The organism is Longibaculum muris (assembly GCF_004343035.1).
Classification (GTDB): domain Bacteria; phylum Bacillota_I; class Bacilli_A; order Erysipelotrichales; family Coprobacillaceae; genus Longibaculum; species Longibaculum muris.
The window spans coordinates 1-15,934 of record NZ_SMCQ01000006.1 but is presented as its reverse complement, the minus strand read 5'-3'; the positions used below and the strand labels follow the sequence as shown (position 1 = coordinate 15,934).

The 15,934-nt window shown below is 30.6% G+C and carries 15 protein-coding genes; all 15 read left to right on the top strand.

The window, feature by feature from the left end; all coding sequences use genetic code 11:
- Position 1: 1 nt before the first annotated feature.
- The 15 genes from EDD60_RS05885 (at position 2) to EDD60_RS05815 (ending at position 15,873) form a co-directional block, all read left to right on the top strand.
- A complete protein-coding gene (locus EDD60_RS05885; protein ID WP_082787322.1) occupies positions 2-1,774 on the top strand; it encodes a DUF2207 family protein in 1,773 nt (590 codons plus the stop codon).
- 14 nt (positions 1,775-1,788) lie between these two features.
- Positions 1,789-2,703 (top strand): M15 family metallopeptidase, encoded by a 915-nt coding sequence (locus tag EDD60_RS05880; protein ID WP_066444033.1) that lies wholly within the window; start codon positions 1,789-1,791, stop codon positions 2,701-2,703.
- An 8-nt stretch (positions 2,704-2,711) separates the two neighbouring features.
- Positions 2,712-3,221, top strand: a complete 510-nt coding sequence (locus EDD60_RS05875; protein ID WP_066444031.1) for a dUTP diphosphatase — start codon at positions 2,712-2,714, stop codon at positions 3,219-3,221.
- A 124-nt stretch (positions 3,222-3,345) separates the two neighbouring features.
- Positions 3,346-5,217, top strand: coding sequence for a BglG family transcription antiterminator (locus EDD60_RS05870; protein WP_066444028.1), 1,872 nt, complete (start codon positions 3,346-3,348; stop codon positions 5,215-5,217).
- Positions 5,218-5,345: 128 nt separating this feature from the next.
- Positions 5,346-6,587 carry a PTS sugar transporter subunit IIC gene (locus tag EDD60_RS05865; protein WP_066444026.1) on the top strand — a complete coding sequence of 414 codons (1,242 nt, stop codon included), beginning with the start codon at positions 5,346-5,348 and terminating at the stop codon, positions 6,585-6,587.
- 3 nt (positions 6,588-6,590) lie between these two features.
- Positions 6,591-7,862, top strand: coding sequence for a 6-phospho-beta-glucosidase (locus EDD60_RS05860; RefSeq protein WP_066444025.1), 1,272 nt, complete (start codon positions 6,591-6,593; stop codon positions 7,860-7,862).
- A gap of 11 nt (positions 7,863-7,873) precedes the next feature.
- Positions 7,874-8,902, top strand: coding sequence for an SIS domain-containing protein (locus tag EDD60_RS05855; protein WP_066444023.1), 1,029 nt, complete (start codon positions 7,874-7,876; stop codon positions 8,900-8,902).
- 162 nt (positions 8,903-9,064) lie between these two features.
- Positions 9,065-9,688, top strand: coding sequence for an LPXTG cell wall anchor domain-containing protein (locus EDD60_RS05850; RefSeq protein ID WP_066444020.1), 624 nt, complete (start codon positions 9,065-9,067; stop codon positions 9,686-9,688).
- A gap of 20 nt (positions 9,689-9,708) precedes the next feature.
- A complete protein-coding gene (locus EDD60_RS05845; RefSeq protein WP_165973131.1) occupies positions 9,709-10,350 on the top strand; it encodes a class D sortase in 642 nt (213 codons plus the stop codon).
- Positions 10,347-11,171, top strand: coding sequence for a hypothetical protein (locus EDD60_RS05840; RefSeq protein WP_066444015.1), 825 nt, complete (start codon positions 10,347-10,349; stop codon positions 11,169-11,171). Before EDD60_RS05845 ends, EDD60_RS05840 begins: the two co-directional genes overlap by 4 nt.
- 115 nt (positions 11,172-11,286) lie before the next feature.
- Positions 11,287-11,904, top strand: a complete 618-nt coding sequence (locus tag EDD60_RS05835) for a CDP-alcohol phosphatidyltransferase family protein (protein WP_066444012.1) — start codon at positions 11,287-11,289, stop codon at positions 11,902-11,904.
- Complete coding sequence (locus tag EDD60_RS05830) at positions 11,904-12,776, top strand: phosphatidylserine decarboxylase (RefSeq protein WP_066444009.1); 873 nt, start codon at positions 11,904-11,906, stop codon at positions 12,774-12,776. Before EDD60_RS05835 ends, EDD60_RS05830 begins: the two co-directional genes overlap by 1 nt.
- 35 nt (positions 12,777-12,811) lie before the next feature.
- Positions 12,812-13,582: a ParA family protein gene (locus EDD60_RS05825; RefSeq protein WP_066444004.1), complete on the top strand. Its 771-nt coding sequence runs from the start codon at positions 12,812-12,814 to the stop codon at positions 13,580-13,582.
- Complete coding sequence (locus EDD60_RS05820) at positions 13,572-14,468, top strand: ParB/RepB/Spo0J family partition protein (protein WP_066444002.1); 897 nt, start codon at positions 13,572-13,574, stop codon at positions 14,466-14,468. Before EDD60_RS05825 ends, EDD60_RS05820 begins: the two co-directional genes overlap by 11 nt.
- 28 nt (positions 14,469-14,496) lie before the next feature.
- Positions 14,497-15,873 carry an MATE family efflux transporter gene (locus tag EDD60_RS05815; RefSeq protein WP_102135690.1) on the top strand — a complete coding sequence of 459 codons (1,377 nt, stop codon included), beginning with the start codon at positions 14,497-14,499 and terminating at the stop codon, positions 15,871-15,873.
- The last annotated feature ends 61 nt before the right edge of the window (positions 15,874-15,934 follow it).

The window sequence follows — 15,934 nt, the reverse complement described above, 5'->3', positions numbered from 1 at the left end:
AATGAAAAAGAGAATATATTTTATATCTTCTCTTTTGTTATGTTTATTATTTTCTTTAACACCTGTTCATGCCAGTGAAACAATAATCAAAGATATGAATGTTGAAGTTTATATCAATGAAAATGGGAGTGCACATATTAAAGAAATATGGGATATGAATATAACAAGGGGAACAGAAGTATATAAGGTTATGAATAATATGGGACCTTCTCAAATTAAGAATTTGAAAGTTCAGGATGAGAAAGGTTTTGTATATAAAAATATTGGTGATTGGAATGTTGATGCAACGCGTCAACAAAAGAATGGTAAATGTGGTTTAGTAAAAAGAGATGATAATTACGAATTATGTTTTGGGATTGGTAATTATGGTGAAAGAACCTATACATTTGAATATGATGTGACGCATTTTGTAAAACAGTATCAAGATAATCAAGGACTGAATTATGCATTTTTTAGTGATATGGATATTAGTATTGAACATGCTTTGATAACTGTAGCATCTCCTCATCCTTTTAATGAAGATACGGCCTTAATTTGGGCATTTGGTTATCATGGGAATGTTGTTTTTAAAGATGATAAAGTTGTTTTAGAGACAGAAAACTCTATGAGTGGTGGAAAAATGCAATTACTCATGCGTATTAATGATGGGACTTTTGAAAATGCCTATCAAACTAATGAAAACTTTGATGATATTTTAGCAGATGCAAAACAAGGTAGTGATTACGATAGCTATAACAATTATGAAGAAAATGATGATAATTATTTTATTCCTGGAATGATTAGTCGAACAAATCGAACAGTTGGTTTATTTATCTTTTTACCATTTGTTATGTTTTTTTGCTTGATAGTTTTTGGAGTGATTTTTGCGGCGAAGAAGTATCGCCAAGAACCATCTGTATTCAGTGATTATATTCCTTTTGGTACGAAAAATGTCAATATGTTTAGAGATATTCCTTGTCAAAAAGATATTTTTGAATTTTATTATTTAGCTAAAAAGGCTGGTTTAATTGGAGAAAATGATCGTGGGGGAATGATTGCTGCATTGATTTTGAAGTGGGTGCAGGAAGGATATATTCGTTTTGATAAAAGAGAAGAATCACATATGGTATTCTTTAAGAAAGATGGATTTTCTATTGATTTAGATAAATCAATTCCTTGTCATAATCGTTTAGATAGTAAGATGTTACAATATTTTAGAGAAGCTGCTGGAGAAAATAGATGTTTAGAAACAAAGGAATTTGATAAATGGTGTAGAAATCATTATACATCTATTGATTCATGGTTTGATGATATTGATTCCTTTATTGAAGAAGAATATCGTCGAAAAGGTTTAATTTCTATTGAAAAGACCGATACTCATTTTATGGGAATGAAAATATCTAAAGATAGAGATGTGTTTGATGCTTCTATTAGAGAAGAAATGGAACATATTGTTGGATTAAAGATGTTTTTAGAAGAAATGAGTTTAATTAATGAAAAAGAAGTTATTGAAGTCAAACTATGGGAAGAATATTTAATATTTGCATCTATTTTAGGTATTGCTGATAAGGTACAAGAACAATTGGGAGAAATGTGTCCAACATTTAATCAACAATCTAATTTAGATACAATTTATACAATGCATATGGTACATATGTTTGCTTATAACAGTATGCAGGCATCTCGTGCAGCCGCTTCAGCTGCTCGATCAGCAAGTTCAGGATTTGGTGGCGGTTCTTCATTTGGTGGTGGAGGCGGTGGCTTCTCCGGTGGAGGCGGCGGAGGTGTTCGCTAAGAAAGGAGGCGTTTATGAAACGTTATGTAAGTGTGATATTAGTTATGGGATTGTTGTTATCGGGGTGTAGTAAGGAAAAGAAAGAAGATAAAGAAGCACCGGTTTTAACTTTGAAAGAAAAAAGGATTCAAGTAGAATTAAATTCGAAAGTAGATTATCAATCTTTTATTGAAAAAGCAATGGATGAGGTAGATGGTGAATTAATTTCTGTTGTTAAATATAATGAAATAGATACTTCTCAAATAGGACAACAAGAAATTACATATACACTTAAAGATAAAGCAGGAAATGAAACAAAACAGACAATGATAGTAGATGTTGTGAAGTATTTTAAAAACAAGATTTTTAGTCCAACTCAAGTCAAACCAGAAATTGTTAAAAATCCTGAAGATATAACAGTTCTTGTGAATAAAGTTCATCAATTACCACAAGATTGGGAACCTAATGATTTAGAACCAATTATTGATAGTAAGTTTAGATATCTAAGAAAAGAAGCGAATGCAGCTTTTACAAAATTTTATAAAGCAGCAAAAGCAAAAGGGATAGAAATTTATTCAGTATCAGCATATCGTTCTTATCAAAAACAAAAGATAAATTGGGAAAATCAAGTAAAAGTCTTTGGTGAAGAATATGCTTCTTTATATAGTGCATATCCAGGAAGAAGTGAACATCAATTAGGACTAGCTATTGATATTTCATATAAGAATCAAGGCGATAATCTGACTGAAAAAGTAGCATCAAGTGATATTGGGAAATTTATTGAAAGTGATGCATATAAATATGGATTTATATTAAGATATCCAAAAGATAAAGTATCAATTACAAACTATGGTTATGAACCTTGGCATATTCGTTATGTAGGGGTAGATTTAGCAAAGAAATTACATAAACAAGGAATAACTTTAGAGGAATATTATAAAGAGGCATAGGAGAATTTATGGAAAAAGCAAAGTTTTACAAAGTATCTTATCAACAATTTGAAGAAGGGTATTTAGATTGTCAACCACAAGCTAATCAAGCTGAAATACAAGCTGCTTATGATGCATTAAAATTACCAAAACGAGCAACCAAAGGTTCAGCAGGATATGATTTTTACACACCTATTGATGTTGTCTTAAAACCAGGGGAAACATTAAAAATTCCAACTGGAATAAGATGTGAAATGAATGAAAGCTGGGTTTTAATGATCTATCCTAGAAGTGGATTAGGATTTAAATATCGTTTACAGTTAAATAATACAGTAGGGGTTATTGACAGTGATTATTTTAATTCAGATAACGAAGGTCATATCTTCATTAAAATGACGAATGATTCTAATGAAGGAAAAATTGTTGATGTTAAAGCTGGGCAGGGGATAGCCCAAGGAATCTTTATGCAATATGGGATTGTTGAAGATGATGATGTAAGTGAAACACGTAATGGTGGTTTTGGCAGTACTACAAAATAAGAAATAGCGAAATCATTTTGAATGGTTTCGCTATATTTTTTTGTCGAATTATAAAAAATATGATAATTGTAGATAAATAAGGTTTAAAAAGTTATAATGTTATTAAATGAAATGAGGTGATAGGATGAAGATAACATATTTAAAAAGACATCAGAAAATATTAGATTGTTTAGAAAAATTAGATGAACAAACATATGTAACCGGAACAGAACTATCAAAATTATGTGATGTTTCAACCAAAACAATACGTTCAGATATCCATGATATCAATACCTTTTTACAATCAAATGCTCAAATCTTATCCAAACCAGGGAAAGGCTATTATCTTCATATCTTATCTCCAAAATATAAATCAGAAAAAGATAAATATTTACGTCAGGAAGGAGAATTATTAGATAATTCAATTCAACGTTCATATTATATTATGCGTCAACTTCTTCTCAATGATCAACCTATTCGCATTGAAGAATTATCTACACAAATGTATATTGATCGTACGTCAGTAAGTCGAGATATGAAATATGTTAGAGAATATTTATCAAAATTTCATCTTAAAGTTGAATATAAAGTAGGTAAAGGAAATTATATTATTGGTGATGAATTACATAAAAGACTTTGTATGGAAGATATCTTTAATCAATACAGTCTTGATCAATTAATCAATATAGAGATTGATATAAAACAACAAATGAGTGAAATATTGGATCGTGATGGAATTTCAATGACAGATGCATCTTTAGATGATATGGTTAAGTATTTGTCTATTATGATGTTAAGAATTAATGAAAATCATTGTGTAAAAATGTCAGAAGAAGAAAAAACATTGCTTAAAAGTGAATATGAATATCAGGTGGCTAGAGATATTGTTGATTTTATTAAAACATATTATGATATAAAGATTAATGAAGAAGAAATTTGTTTTTTAACTGTTCATTTAATTGGTAAGAGAATTAATTATATTAGTGATATTGAAAGTTGTTTGGTTGATGTTTTGCCTGAAAGAATAGAAAATAAGATGATGAAACTTTTTTTATATTTAAATGAAATTTATGGAATTGATTTTTCTGATGATTTTTATTTAAAGAAGGCCTTGGGTGTGCATATTTTAGCAATGGAAAATCGAATGAGATTTGATACTTATCTTAAAAATCCAATGTTGAAGATGATTAAAAAGAATTATTTATTAGCTTATTTGATAAGTGTTGATATCTGGTTATTTTTACATCCTGAATTAAATGTTATTTATAGTGAAGATGAGATTGCTTATTTTACTATTCATATTCAGTATTCATTGATGAGAAATCATCTTAAAAATAAAAAAAGAGTCTTATTAATTAATAATCTTAATTCTTCATCAACAGAATTATTAAGTTATGAGCTATTACAAGAATTTGATGAGTTTATGGAAATTGTCGATAGTATTCATATTAGACAATTGGAAGATATTCATATGGAAAAATATGATTTAGTCATCTCGACATCAGCAATTTCACAAGCAACAATTCCATTCATTCAAATATCACCTATATTAGATCAAACATCAATTCATAAGATAAGAAATTATTTTATGCAGATAGAACATTATTCATTAGGGGATTTCATAAAACCTAAAAATATATTATTAAATAGTTCAATGGAATCTAAAACAGAAGTATTACAATATATTTCTAAAGTATTTCAGCTTTCATTTAGTGAATTAGATCTTAAAGAGAATGTTGGAAATATGGCGATGGAAGGGCATATTGCGATACCACAAATGATAGGATATAGTGATATTGTTGAAGAAATGTTAATAACATTTAATAAGCCAATTATCTGGGATCATGAGTTTATTCAATGTGTTTTATTTGTTTCTTTACCTAAGAGATTCTTTTTAAGGTATCAAGGATATTATTCTTTATTACAAAAGTTAGTTATGGATCAAGAAGCCATTGAAAAGATATTGAGTTTTCAAAAGACTAAAGAAGTTGAAGAATTTCTAAGTAGATATCATTAGGCATCCTTTATAGGATGCCTTTTGTGCACTAACTTCCACTTTGAAGTGAACAATTACGCTATTCATCTTTCTTTAGTTATTTTGTAAGATAAAAGTGTCAAAAGAAGGAGAAAAGAAAGGATGATAATATGAAAAAATTTATGGATTTTATTGAACTTAAATTAGCGCCACCTTTAGAAAAATTAGGTGAAGAAAGACATTTAAGTGCAATTAAAGATGGAATGATTAGTGTTATTCCATTAACCATCATTGGAAGTTTCTTTGTACTTATACCTAACTTTCCAATTGATGCTTGGATAAAGTTTATCGAACCTTATGCCCCTTGGTTTAATGCTGTTTCAGCAATTACAATAGATATTGTAGGTTTAGTTGCAGCAGGATCAGTAGCATATTTCTTTGCAAAAACTTATCGAGATACAAATCTTAATTCATTAACATGTAGTGTCATTTCAATGACAGCCTTCCTTCTTGCTACATTGAGTAATGAATGGACAATTGATACCTCGTTATTTGGAACAAAAGGACTATTTACAGCGGTTGTTATTGCTTTACTATCAACAACAATTTTACATTTCTTTTATAAACGTAATTTAGTCATTCATTTCCCTGATTCAGTTCCACCCCTTGTTTCTGAATCATTTATGTCATTAGTCCCAGCGTTAGCAGTACTTCTTATTGTTTGGGTATTACGTGTTATACTTGGGTTTAATATTAATTCTACATTAATGAAAATTTTTGAACCTGCTGTCTTTGCGTTAAATACATTACCAGGATTCTTAATCTTTATGTTGCTTCGTTCTTTATTGTGGTGTGTAGGTATTCATGGTGGTGCTGTTTTGGCCATTGCTGATCCAATATTCTTAGTTATGTTAGGTGATAATATTGCCGCTGCTGCAGCTGGAACACCACTTCCTTATATTACCGCTTCTGGATTTATGTATTTTGTTTTCCTAGGTGGCGGTGGAGCAACTTTACCACTTGTATTTTTAATGATGCGTTCTAAAGAAAAAGGATTTAGATCACTTGGAAAACTTTGCTTAGCGCCGGGGATTTTTGAAATCAATGAACCAGTTGTCTTTGGAGTTCCATTGGTTATGAATCCACTTATGATGATTCCTTATGTTTTAGCAACTGAGATTTTATCACTTGTAACTTATGGACTCATGTATTTCAATATTATTGCTAGACCACTTGTCAACATACCGTGGACAATGCCACCAGTACTTGCACAGTATTTCTTAACTGGTGGAGATTGGCGTGCAGCCATTTGGGGTGTTATTTCTTTATTTGTAGCAGGTGCTATTTATTATCCATTCTTTAAGATTATGGAAAAACAGAGATTAGAATTAGAAGCAGGAAAGGAAAAATAAAATATGAAAAAAGAATTAAAAGTTGTTATTATTGGAGCGGGAAGTTCATATACTCCTGAGTTGATTGAAGGGTTGAGTGAACATAGAAATGTCTTACCGGTCAAAGAAATTGTTTTAGTAGATATTAATGAAGAAAGATTAGAGATTATGGATGGTTTTGTTCATCGTTATTGTCGTCATTTGGATTATGACGTTGAAATTTCTTCGACAACATCTCGTCAAGAGGCCTTTGTTGGAGCCGATTTCATTGCTTGCCAAATTAGAGTTGGTGGAAATAAACAACGTATTTATGATGAAAAAATTCCTTTAAAATATGGTGTTATTGGACAAGAAACGACAGGTGTAGGTGGAATGTTTAATGCCTTACGTACAATTCCAGTTATGATTGAAATTGCTAAAGATGTTGAAAAATATTGTCCTGATGCTTGGATTGTCAATTATTCAAATCCAACTGGCTTAGTGACTGAAGCAGTTTTAAAAGTTTGTCATGTAAAAATGGCTGGTTTGTGTGCTGGGGGAATGCGTCCTCGTTGGTGGTGTGAAGAAGCTTTAGAAGTCAGCGAAGAAAGTGTATATTATGATTATATCGGTTTGAATCATATGAATTTTACTTATAATATCACAATTGATGGTAAACCTATCACTGATGAACAATTTAGTAAAGTCGCTAAAAAATGTGCAACTGTTTCACAAGATCTTATCCATAAACTTCGTCTTATTCCAAGTCAATATACACAATATTATTTTCATACATCAAAAATATTATCCCAGCTTAAGAGTCAGGATAAAACACGAGGTGAAGCTATTTTAGAATTAGAAAAACAAATTTGGCGTGAGTATTCAAATCCGGAAAATGATGATAAACCAAAAACACTTGCTAAACGTGGTGGTGGCGGATATTCACGAATTGCAGTAGGTGTGATGGAAGCTGTTTATAATGATACGGGAAAATGGATGGTTATTAATGTTCCTAACAATGGGACAATTCAATTCCTGGATGATGAGGCAGTCATTGAAACAGCCTGCTTTGTGAGCCGTGATGGAATAAAACCATTGAATTTAAAGAATTATCCAACAGAAGTTATTGGTTTGATTTCTGCTGTTAAAAATTATGAATCATTGACGGTTGAAGCTGCCTTAACAGGTGATTATGATACAGCGTTAAAAGCAATGCTAGCACATCCATTAATTCGAGAATATGATATTGCTAAACCATTATTAGATGAAATGTTAGAAGCACATAAAGATTATTTACCACAATTCTTTAAAAAATGAGCCAAAATGTAATGAAACAGTATATCAGAGAACAGGCTGATATACTGTCTCATATTTTAGAACATAGTGATTTTGATGTTTTATCATCAATAAAGAATAAACATCAAATAACCATTGCCGCTTCAGGAACATCTAAAAATGCAGCTTTAGTGGTAAAAGCTGCTTTAACAAAAGCAAATATTCAAATGAATGTAGAAACCCCTTTTCAATTACAACATTGTTCACGTTTGTTAGAGACTTCAGATTTAGTCATAGCAATTTCTCATACAGGTAAAAGTAAAGGAACTTTAGACTGTGCTAAAATCGCCCATGATCACGGTATCACAACAATCGGTATAACTGGCTATATGGATTCACCATTAACACAAACATGTGATTATAATATTGATATTGGTTGTGGTGATGAACCAATTGGACCTAAGACAAAAGGTTACATGGCCACATGTTTAACATTATTTCTTGTCTTATTTCAATTACTAAAAAACAATCATGATTTTACATATCAAAAAAAAGATTTTATGAAGGAATGGTTACAAGAAATAAAACTTTTCAATCAAACAATTGAAGCAACAGAAAATTTTTTAATGAATCATCAAGAATGGGCAAAAGCTTCTTGTGTATCAGTTATTGGTTATGGAATCCAATTTGGTGTAGCTTGTGAAGGAAATTTAAAATTATTAGAAACCATGCAAATACCAGCAATGTGTTATGAGTTAGAAGAATTTATGCATGGTGCACATCGAACAATTACGGAAGATAGTTATCTTATTTTTCTTCATGTCAATGGTGAAGGTTATGATTTAATGAGTCAATTGATCGACTTTGCTCATCAACAAAATGCTCACCTCATTGTTATAGAAGATAATCAAAAAGTAAAAGCTGATTTATATGTTCCCTATTTATCAAAAACAAAAGCAGTTTTTACAACAAGTCTTATTTTGCAAGTTATGGCATCATATCTCCCTGAATGTAAAGGAATCAATCCCTCAGACCCACTCTTTAAAGATTTTGCAACAACCGTTGGAACAAGAGTTATATAAATCTCGACAAAACTGTGTATAAAACAAAAGCAATCTGCAAAATATACAAATATATGCGTAGTGTATAAGTATGAAATTCATACGAAATCAGGTATGAGTATTGTTAAAAATAATAAAGCTAGCTACAATACGTGTATAACAAAAAACGAAAAGAGGGAACATATGAAAAAATTATTAGTCGCTTTTATTTGTGGAGCTTTTGTTTTTATGACAACATTAGCACCAACCAAAGCATTAGATGAAAGTATTAATGCCCAAGAACAAAGATTATTAGATTATGTTGAAAAGGGTATAGAAGTAGATGGACAAGTTATAAGTTGGAAAGTTGGTAGTGAAGAATACAACAATTTAAAAACCATCTTAGCAAGTCAACAAGTTAATTTAAGTGAAGAAAATGTCAACACAATCAAAGATTCAGCTAAAAATATTTTAGCTTATGCCAAATCACTACCAGCCGATACTCAAATGACACATGCTATTTTAACTCATGTTTTATCACTTGCTTCACCAGCCTTAGATATCTTTGGATTGAAAGCATACTATAATGCTGCTAAAGATATTTTAACAATTATGAGTGCTGATGGAGATGAAATCTATAAATTAGAAAATGTTTTAAAAGAAGCAACTCAAATCAAAGATCAAATGACAAAACCTACACAAGGAACAAAACTTGAACGTACTGGTGAAAACTTCACAAGTACATATACAATTATTGGTAGTTTAATGGTTGTGCTTGTTGGTGCTGGATTATTTGTTTTAAAGAAGAAAGAATTTATTGAATGCTAAAAGCAAAAATAAAGAACATAATGGTAAGCCTATTGCTTCCATTATGTTTTCTTGTTGTGGGGTATGGGATTTTAGGAGCATTGGCATTTCCTTATATAAGACCACTTCATTCGATATATGCTATGATATCGCAAAATCAAACCCCAGATTTTTTAAAAGAAGCCAGACAGCTTTATAATCAGGAAAAACAATTACCTACAAGTGGAATGATAGACGCATCAACATTAACCAAAATGAAAATAACTGATCAATATGGAAAAATTGATATTGATTCAGTACAAATCCATGTTCCTTTAATCTATGGTGCAACGACAAAGTGTTTACATATGGGAGCAGGACAAAGGATTCAATCACAAATGCCAGGTTTTGATAAACCTGTTATGATTGGAGCACATACCATTCCTTATTTCAAAGATTTAATTAAGATGGAAAAAGGGGATACTATAAAAATAACAACATATTATGGGATTTTTGAATATAAAATGACAGGTTCAAAGATAGCAAAGGCAACTGATACACAGGCTTATGATTTATTACAGAATAAAGAACAATTGATTTTATTTACTTGTTATCCAGTGGAAGGATTAGGTGAGAAAGAAGATCGTTTCTTTGTTTATGCTGATAAGATAAGTGGACCAACAGTGGTAGGTGAAATCAAATGAAAAAAACAAATCATTTACTAGCATGCCTTTTTAGTTTCTTTATTGCTTTCTTTATGTTTTTAGGATTATTTGTGACAATCACAAAATTAACTTTAATGAATGAAAATTATCTTTTCAAAACACTAGAGAAAGTTGACTATTATCAGGCTATTGCCAATGAGCTCAATGAAGATTTTATGCAATCAGCGGGGGCTGCAGGATTTGAACCAGATATCTATAAGAATTTTGTCAGTAGCAAAGAAGTCAAAAAAATGTCTCAAGATTATATTCAAAATTTCTATACTCATAAACAAGCCTCTATCCATACTGATGCTTTTGAAAAACGATTATATGAATATTTACATGATTATGCTAAAAAACAAAATCTACAATTAACTCAACAAGATGAAGAAAGATTAAATCAGTATATTCAAATAAATGTTAAAGGTTATCAACAATATCTTTCATTTCCTTTTATGCAATATTTGATAATGGCTTTTGATATGCTTGATCAAGTCATTCCTTTTATTTTAATAGCGTGTTTAATAATTGTATTATTTGCGATTGTGTTTTTATATCTATTAAAGTTAAAAGGGAAGTGGAAAGCGGTTTATATAAGTAGTATTTGTTTTGGCAGTGCATTTATGATAACCGGAATACCTTTGTTTATTTTATTAGGTCAATATATTGAACACATTCATTTATCTCCCGAAGCTTATTATTTGTTTATTGTGCAATATTTAAAAGGTTATTTAAATAGTTTGTTGTTGTGTGGTGGATTGTTGTTTATTATTGGGATTCTTGTTGTATTATTCCAAAAAAAGGGAAGAATAACTAACTAAAGTTCATTCTTCCTTTCTTTATGTATGAGAATTTTATCTAAAGTAGAAAAGTCCTATAAAAATTTGTAGAAGTATGCTATAATACAAACGTTAGATTAGAAGTCGGGAGAAAAATATGATTGGTTATTATAATTATACGGTTATATTGACGTATTTAAGTCTGATTAGTGCCTTATTTGGGACACATTTGGCTTTTAGAGGAGAACCTGTTGGCGCTTTAATTTGCCTTCTTTTATGTGGGGCATTTGATTCCTTTGATGGAATGGTTGCTCGTACAAAAAAAGGTAGAACAGAAGAAGAAAAGAAATTTGGAATCCAAATTGATTCCCTTGTAGATATGTTTAGTTTTGGGATTTTTCCAGCTATTATTGGATATACAATGGGACTTAATGGATGGCTATGGTTCGCTATTTTTGCCTTATATGCAATTTGTGCTGTAAGTCGACTTGGATATTTTAATGTTGCCGAAGAAATGAGACAAAAAGAAACAACTGAAAAAAGAAAATATTATCAAGGATTACCAGTAACAAGTTCTTCTTTGATCTTTCCTGCGGTTTATTTATTAAAAGCAGCTGTTGGACTTGGAACAATGCAAGGAATTTATGGAATTATGATGTTAGTGGTTGCTCTTGCTTTTGTAATTGATTTTAAAGTGATTAAACCTGGATTAAAGGGTATTTTAGCAATGGGTGTTGTTGGTGTATTTATTTTTATAGGATTGATATTATTGTAATGAAAATCTATGATCGTCAAGGTCAAGAAATTATTGTTGACCAAAGTCAAAACAATTTATTAAAATTGCTATATAGTCATGTATTAGGAAGATGCGCACTGAAAGTGTTAACCCTTCCTTTTATTACTCATATTGGTGGTATGTATATGAATAGTTCTTTATCTAAGCATAAGATTGCTTCATTTATTGAACATAATCATATAGATATGAGTCAATATGTTAAACAAGACTATCATAGTTATAACGATTTTTTTACGAGAAAAATTATACCAGAAAAAAGACCTATTGAAATGCAGGAAGATCAATTGATTGCTCCTGCTGATTCTAAATTAACATATTATCCTATTAGAGAAGATACTCATTTATTGATTAAAGATTCTCTTTATTCGTTATCTGATTTATTACAAGATGAAACATTAGCAAAAGAATATCATGGTGGAGATTGTCTGATTTTCCGTTTAACAGTTGATGATTATCATCGTTATTGTTTTATTGATGATGGTGATTTAGAAGGAGAACACTATATTCCAGGTAAGTTTCATACTGTTAATCCAATTGCCAATGATTATTATCCTATATATAAACAAAATGCTCGTTCTTATTCATTATTACATACTAAAAATTTTGATGATGTGATTTATATGGAAGTTGGAGCAATGATGGTTGGTAAGATTGTCAATCATCCAATAAAAAGCTTTAAAAAAGGTGAAGAAAAAGGTTATTTTGAATTTGGTGGTTCAACAATTGTTGTGTTATTTAAAAAAGGCATTGTTCAACTTGACCAAGATATTATTGAAAATTCTAAGACTCATCATGAAACAAGAGTTCTGATGGGTGAAAAAATAGGTGTCAAACAAAAGAGTATGTGTTAAAATAGCAACGCAGGAAATATGAGGAGGAAAGTAAGATGTCAAAAGTTATAGCAGTTACAAATCAAAAGGGTGGTGTAGGAAAGACAACAACAAGTGTCAATTTAAGTGCTGCACTCGCATATATGGGAAAAAAAGTGCTATTAATTGATATTGATCCTCAAGCAAATGCCACTCAAGGTATTGGTGTTGATCGTTCAGAATTAGACTTAACTGTTTATGACGCTATTACTCAAAATACGCCACTTAAAGATATTATTATTTCTACAGATGTAGAAGGATTATCAATTGTTCCAGCGAATATTGATTTAGCTGGAGTTGAAATTGAACTTTCTCAAGTGAAATCAGGAAGGGAACAAAGATTAAAAAATGCTTTGATTGCTGAAAAGGATAAATATGATTTTGTGATTATTGATTGTCCACCAGCATTGGGGTTATTAAATACAAATGCTTTAACAGCTTCAGATGCTGTTTTAATACCAGTTCAATGTGAATATTATGCCTTAGAGGGATTGACTCAATTATTAAATACAATCTTATTAACTCAAAAAGTCTTTAATGAAGATTTAACAATTGAAGGTGTTTTATTAACAATGTTAGATTCTCGTACAAATTTAGGAATTGAAGTTTCACAAGAAGTTAGAAAATACTTTAGAGAAAAGGTATATGATGTTGTGATTCCAAGAAATATTAAATTATCAGAAGCACCTTCTGAAGGATTGAATATTTTTGATTATGATAAGACATCTGAAGGTGCAAAAGCATATGCGAAATTAGCTAAGGAAGTGGTGAGACGAAATGGCAACTAGTAAGAAAAGTAAAAAATTAGGAAAAGGATTAGATGCTATCTTTGGTGATGCTTCTCAAGGTGGAGATTTACAATCAGTTATTAATGCAATTGAGAAAAAAGCACCATCACTTAATCATGTTGAAGTGCCATTAAAAGATATTCGTCCTAACCCTTATCAACCAAGAAAACATTTTGATGAAGAAAAGTTGAATGAATTAGCACAATCTATAAAAGAACATGGAATTTTTCAACCAATTATCTTAAAAGAATCTGTTCAAGGTTATGAGATTGTAGCTGGAGAAAGACGTTATCGTGCTGCTTCAATTGTTGGTTTAGAGAATGTTCCAGCGATTATTGTTGATTTTACTGATCAGCAAATGATGGAAATTGCTTTATTAGAGAATATTCAAAGAGAAGATTTAAATGCGATTGAAGAAGCTCAAGCTTATGCAACAATGATGAAAAAGCTTAATTTAACACAAGAGGAACTTGCAAAGCGTGTGGGAAAATCTAGAGCACATATTGCGAATACGGTAAGACTTTTGAAAATGCCTAAGAAGCTTCAAAATTATGTTTTAGATGGTGAATTAACAATGGGACATATTAAACCATTGATTACAATAGATGAAGATAAAGCTTTAGAAGTTGCTCAAAAAGCAATTGCTCAACAATTATCAGTAAGAGAAGTTGAAGATATTGTTAAGGGAATTAAATTACAGGCAGCAAGAAAAGCTAAACCTAAAGAAGTGAAACCTAAGGAATATGTTTATGTTGAAGGTTTATTAAGAAAAAAATATCGTACAAAGATTAAAGTTGATGATAATGCTATTACGATTAAATATAGTGATACAAAAGATTTAAACAGAATCCTAGAATTAATGGGTGTTATTGAGGAAGAACTCTAGAGTTCTTCTTTTTGCTAAGGAGGAATTTATGAAGAAATCAACAAATTTATTAGAAGGACCAATCTTTCAAACCTTGATGAAATTAGCTTTACCAATCATGGGGACTTCTTTAATACAAATGGCTTATAATTTAATAGATATGATCTGGATAGGGAAATTAGGAGCAAGTGCAGTGGCAGCAGTGGGAAGTGCTGGTATGTATATGTGGCTATCTAATGGCATTAGTGCACTAGCAAGAATGGGTGGACAAGTTTGTGTTGGACAATCGCTTGGTTCTCATCAAAAGCAAGAAGCTACGAATTATGCCGGAGCAACTATTCAGCTAGGAATTTTATTTGGAATTATTTTTGGTTTGGTGACATTTTTGTTTTATCAGCCAATGATTGGTTTTTTTCATTTGACTTCTAAGGAAGTTATTCATCAGGCTGAAATTTATTTGATTGTGACATGTGGATTTGTAGTGATTAACTTTTTAAATCAGATATATACAAGTTTAATGACCGCGATTGGAAATAGTCATCATCCCTTTATTGCCACAACCATTGGTTTGATTTTAAATATTTTCTTAGATCCGCTCTTTATTTTTGCTTTTGAAATGGGAGTCTTAGGAGCTGCTGTAGCAACTGTTATTTCACAAATCATAGTTTTACTTATGATGATTTATTATGCTAAAAAAGATACTTTGTTATTTGATGAAGTAAAATTAAAAAAGAAATATACAAAACCTGTTTTTTCAAGAATATTAAAGATTGGTTTACCAACGGGTTTACAAAGTCTATGTTTTACTTTCATTTCAATGGTTATAGCAAGATTTATTGCAGGTTATGGTGATGTAGCTATTGCGGTACAAAAAGTAGGGTCACAAATTGAATCTATTTCTTGGATGAGTGCAGATGGTTTTGGGAGTGCATTAAATGCTTTTGTTGCACAAAACTATGGAGCGAACAATATTGAACGTGTGAAAAAGGGAACATATTCAGCTTTAAAGACATGTGTTCTTTGGGGAATCTTTACAACTTGTGTTTTGTATTTCTTTCCGCAATTTATTTTCCAAATATTTATTAGTGAAAAGGATGTTATTCCTTTAGGGGTAGATTATTTACAGATTCTTGCTTTATCACAATTATTTATGTGTATTGAAAGTACGCTTGCTGGAACTTTAAATGGTCTAGGGAAAACCTTTATTCCATCGTTTATTTCTGTAACATTAACAGCTGCAAGGATTCCATTGGTAATGATTTTATCAGCAACGGCATTAGGTTTAAATGGAATTTGGTGGTCTATTTCTTTATCAAGTATTTTAAAAGGTGTTGTGATTACGATTTGTTTTATATTTGTTATAAAAAAGCTTACAAAAAAACCTATAGAATATGAACCGCCCCTGTCAAGTAGACAGGTGAAATAATTAAAATTATTATTGAAGTTGTCGATAAGACAACTTCATTTTTTTATGTAGCTAATATTGT

Coding starts and splice junctions, on each gene's coding strand:
- EDD60_RS05885 (WP_082787322.1), top strand. CDS start 2: ATGAAAAAGAGAATATATTTTATATCTTCTCTTTTGTTATGTTTATTA.
- EDD60_RS05880 (WP_066444033.1), top strand. CDS start 1,789: ATGAAACGTTATGTAAGTGTGATATTAGTTATGGGATTGTTGTTATCG.
- EDD60_RS05875 (WP_066444031.1), top strand. CDS start 2,712: ATGGAAAAAGCAAAGTTTTACAAAGTATCTTATCAACAATTTGAAGAA.
- EDD60_RS05870 (WP_066444028.1), top strand. CDS start 3,346: ATGAAGATAACATATTTAAAAAGACATCAGAAAATATTAGATTGTTTA.
- EDD60_RS05865 (WP_066444026.1), top strand. CDS start 5,346: ATGAAAAAATTTATGGATTTTATTGAACTTAAATTAGCGCCACCTTTA.
- EDD60_RS05860 (WP_066444025.1), top strand. CDS start 6,591: ATGAAAAAAGAATTAAAAGTTGTTATTATTGGAGCGGGAAGTTCATAT.
- EDD60_RS05855 (WP_066444023.1), top strand. CDS start 7,874: ATGAAACAGTATATCAGAGAACAGGCTGATATACTGTCTCATATTTTA.
- EDD60_RS05850 (WP_066444020.1), top strand. CDS start 9,065: ATGAAAAAATTATTAGTCGCTTTTATTTGTGGAGCTTTTGTTTTTATG.
- EDD60_RS05845 (WP_165973131.1), top strand. CDS start 9,709: ATGGTAAGCCTATTGCTTCCATTATGTTTTCTTGTTGTGGGGTATGGG.
- EDD60_RS05840 (WP_066444015.1), top strand. CDS start 10,347: ATGAAAAAAACAAATCATTTACTAGCATGCCTTTTTAGTTTCTTTATT.
- EDD60_RS05835 (WP_066444012.1), top strand. CDS start 11,287: ATGATTGGTTATTATAATTATACGGTTATATTGACGTATTTAAGTCTG.
- EDD60_RS05830 (WP_066444009.1), top strand. CDS start 11,904: ATGAAAATCTATGATCGTCAAGGTCAAGAAATTATTGTTGACCAAAGT.
- EDD60_RS05825 (WP_066444004.1), top strand. CDS start 12,812: ATGTCAAAAGTTATAGCAGTTACAAATCAAAAGGGTGGTGTAGGAAAG.
- EDD60_RS05820 (WP_066444002.1), top strand. CDS start 13,572: ATGGCAACTAGTAAGAAAAGTAAAAAATTAGGAAAAGGATTAGATGCT.
- EDD60_RS05815 (WP_102135690.1), top strand. CDS start 14,497: ATGAAGAAATCAACAAATTTATTAGAAGGACCAATCTTTCAAACCTTG.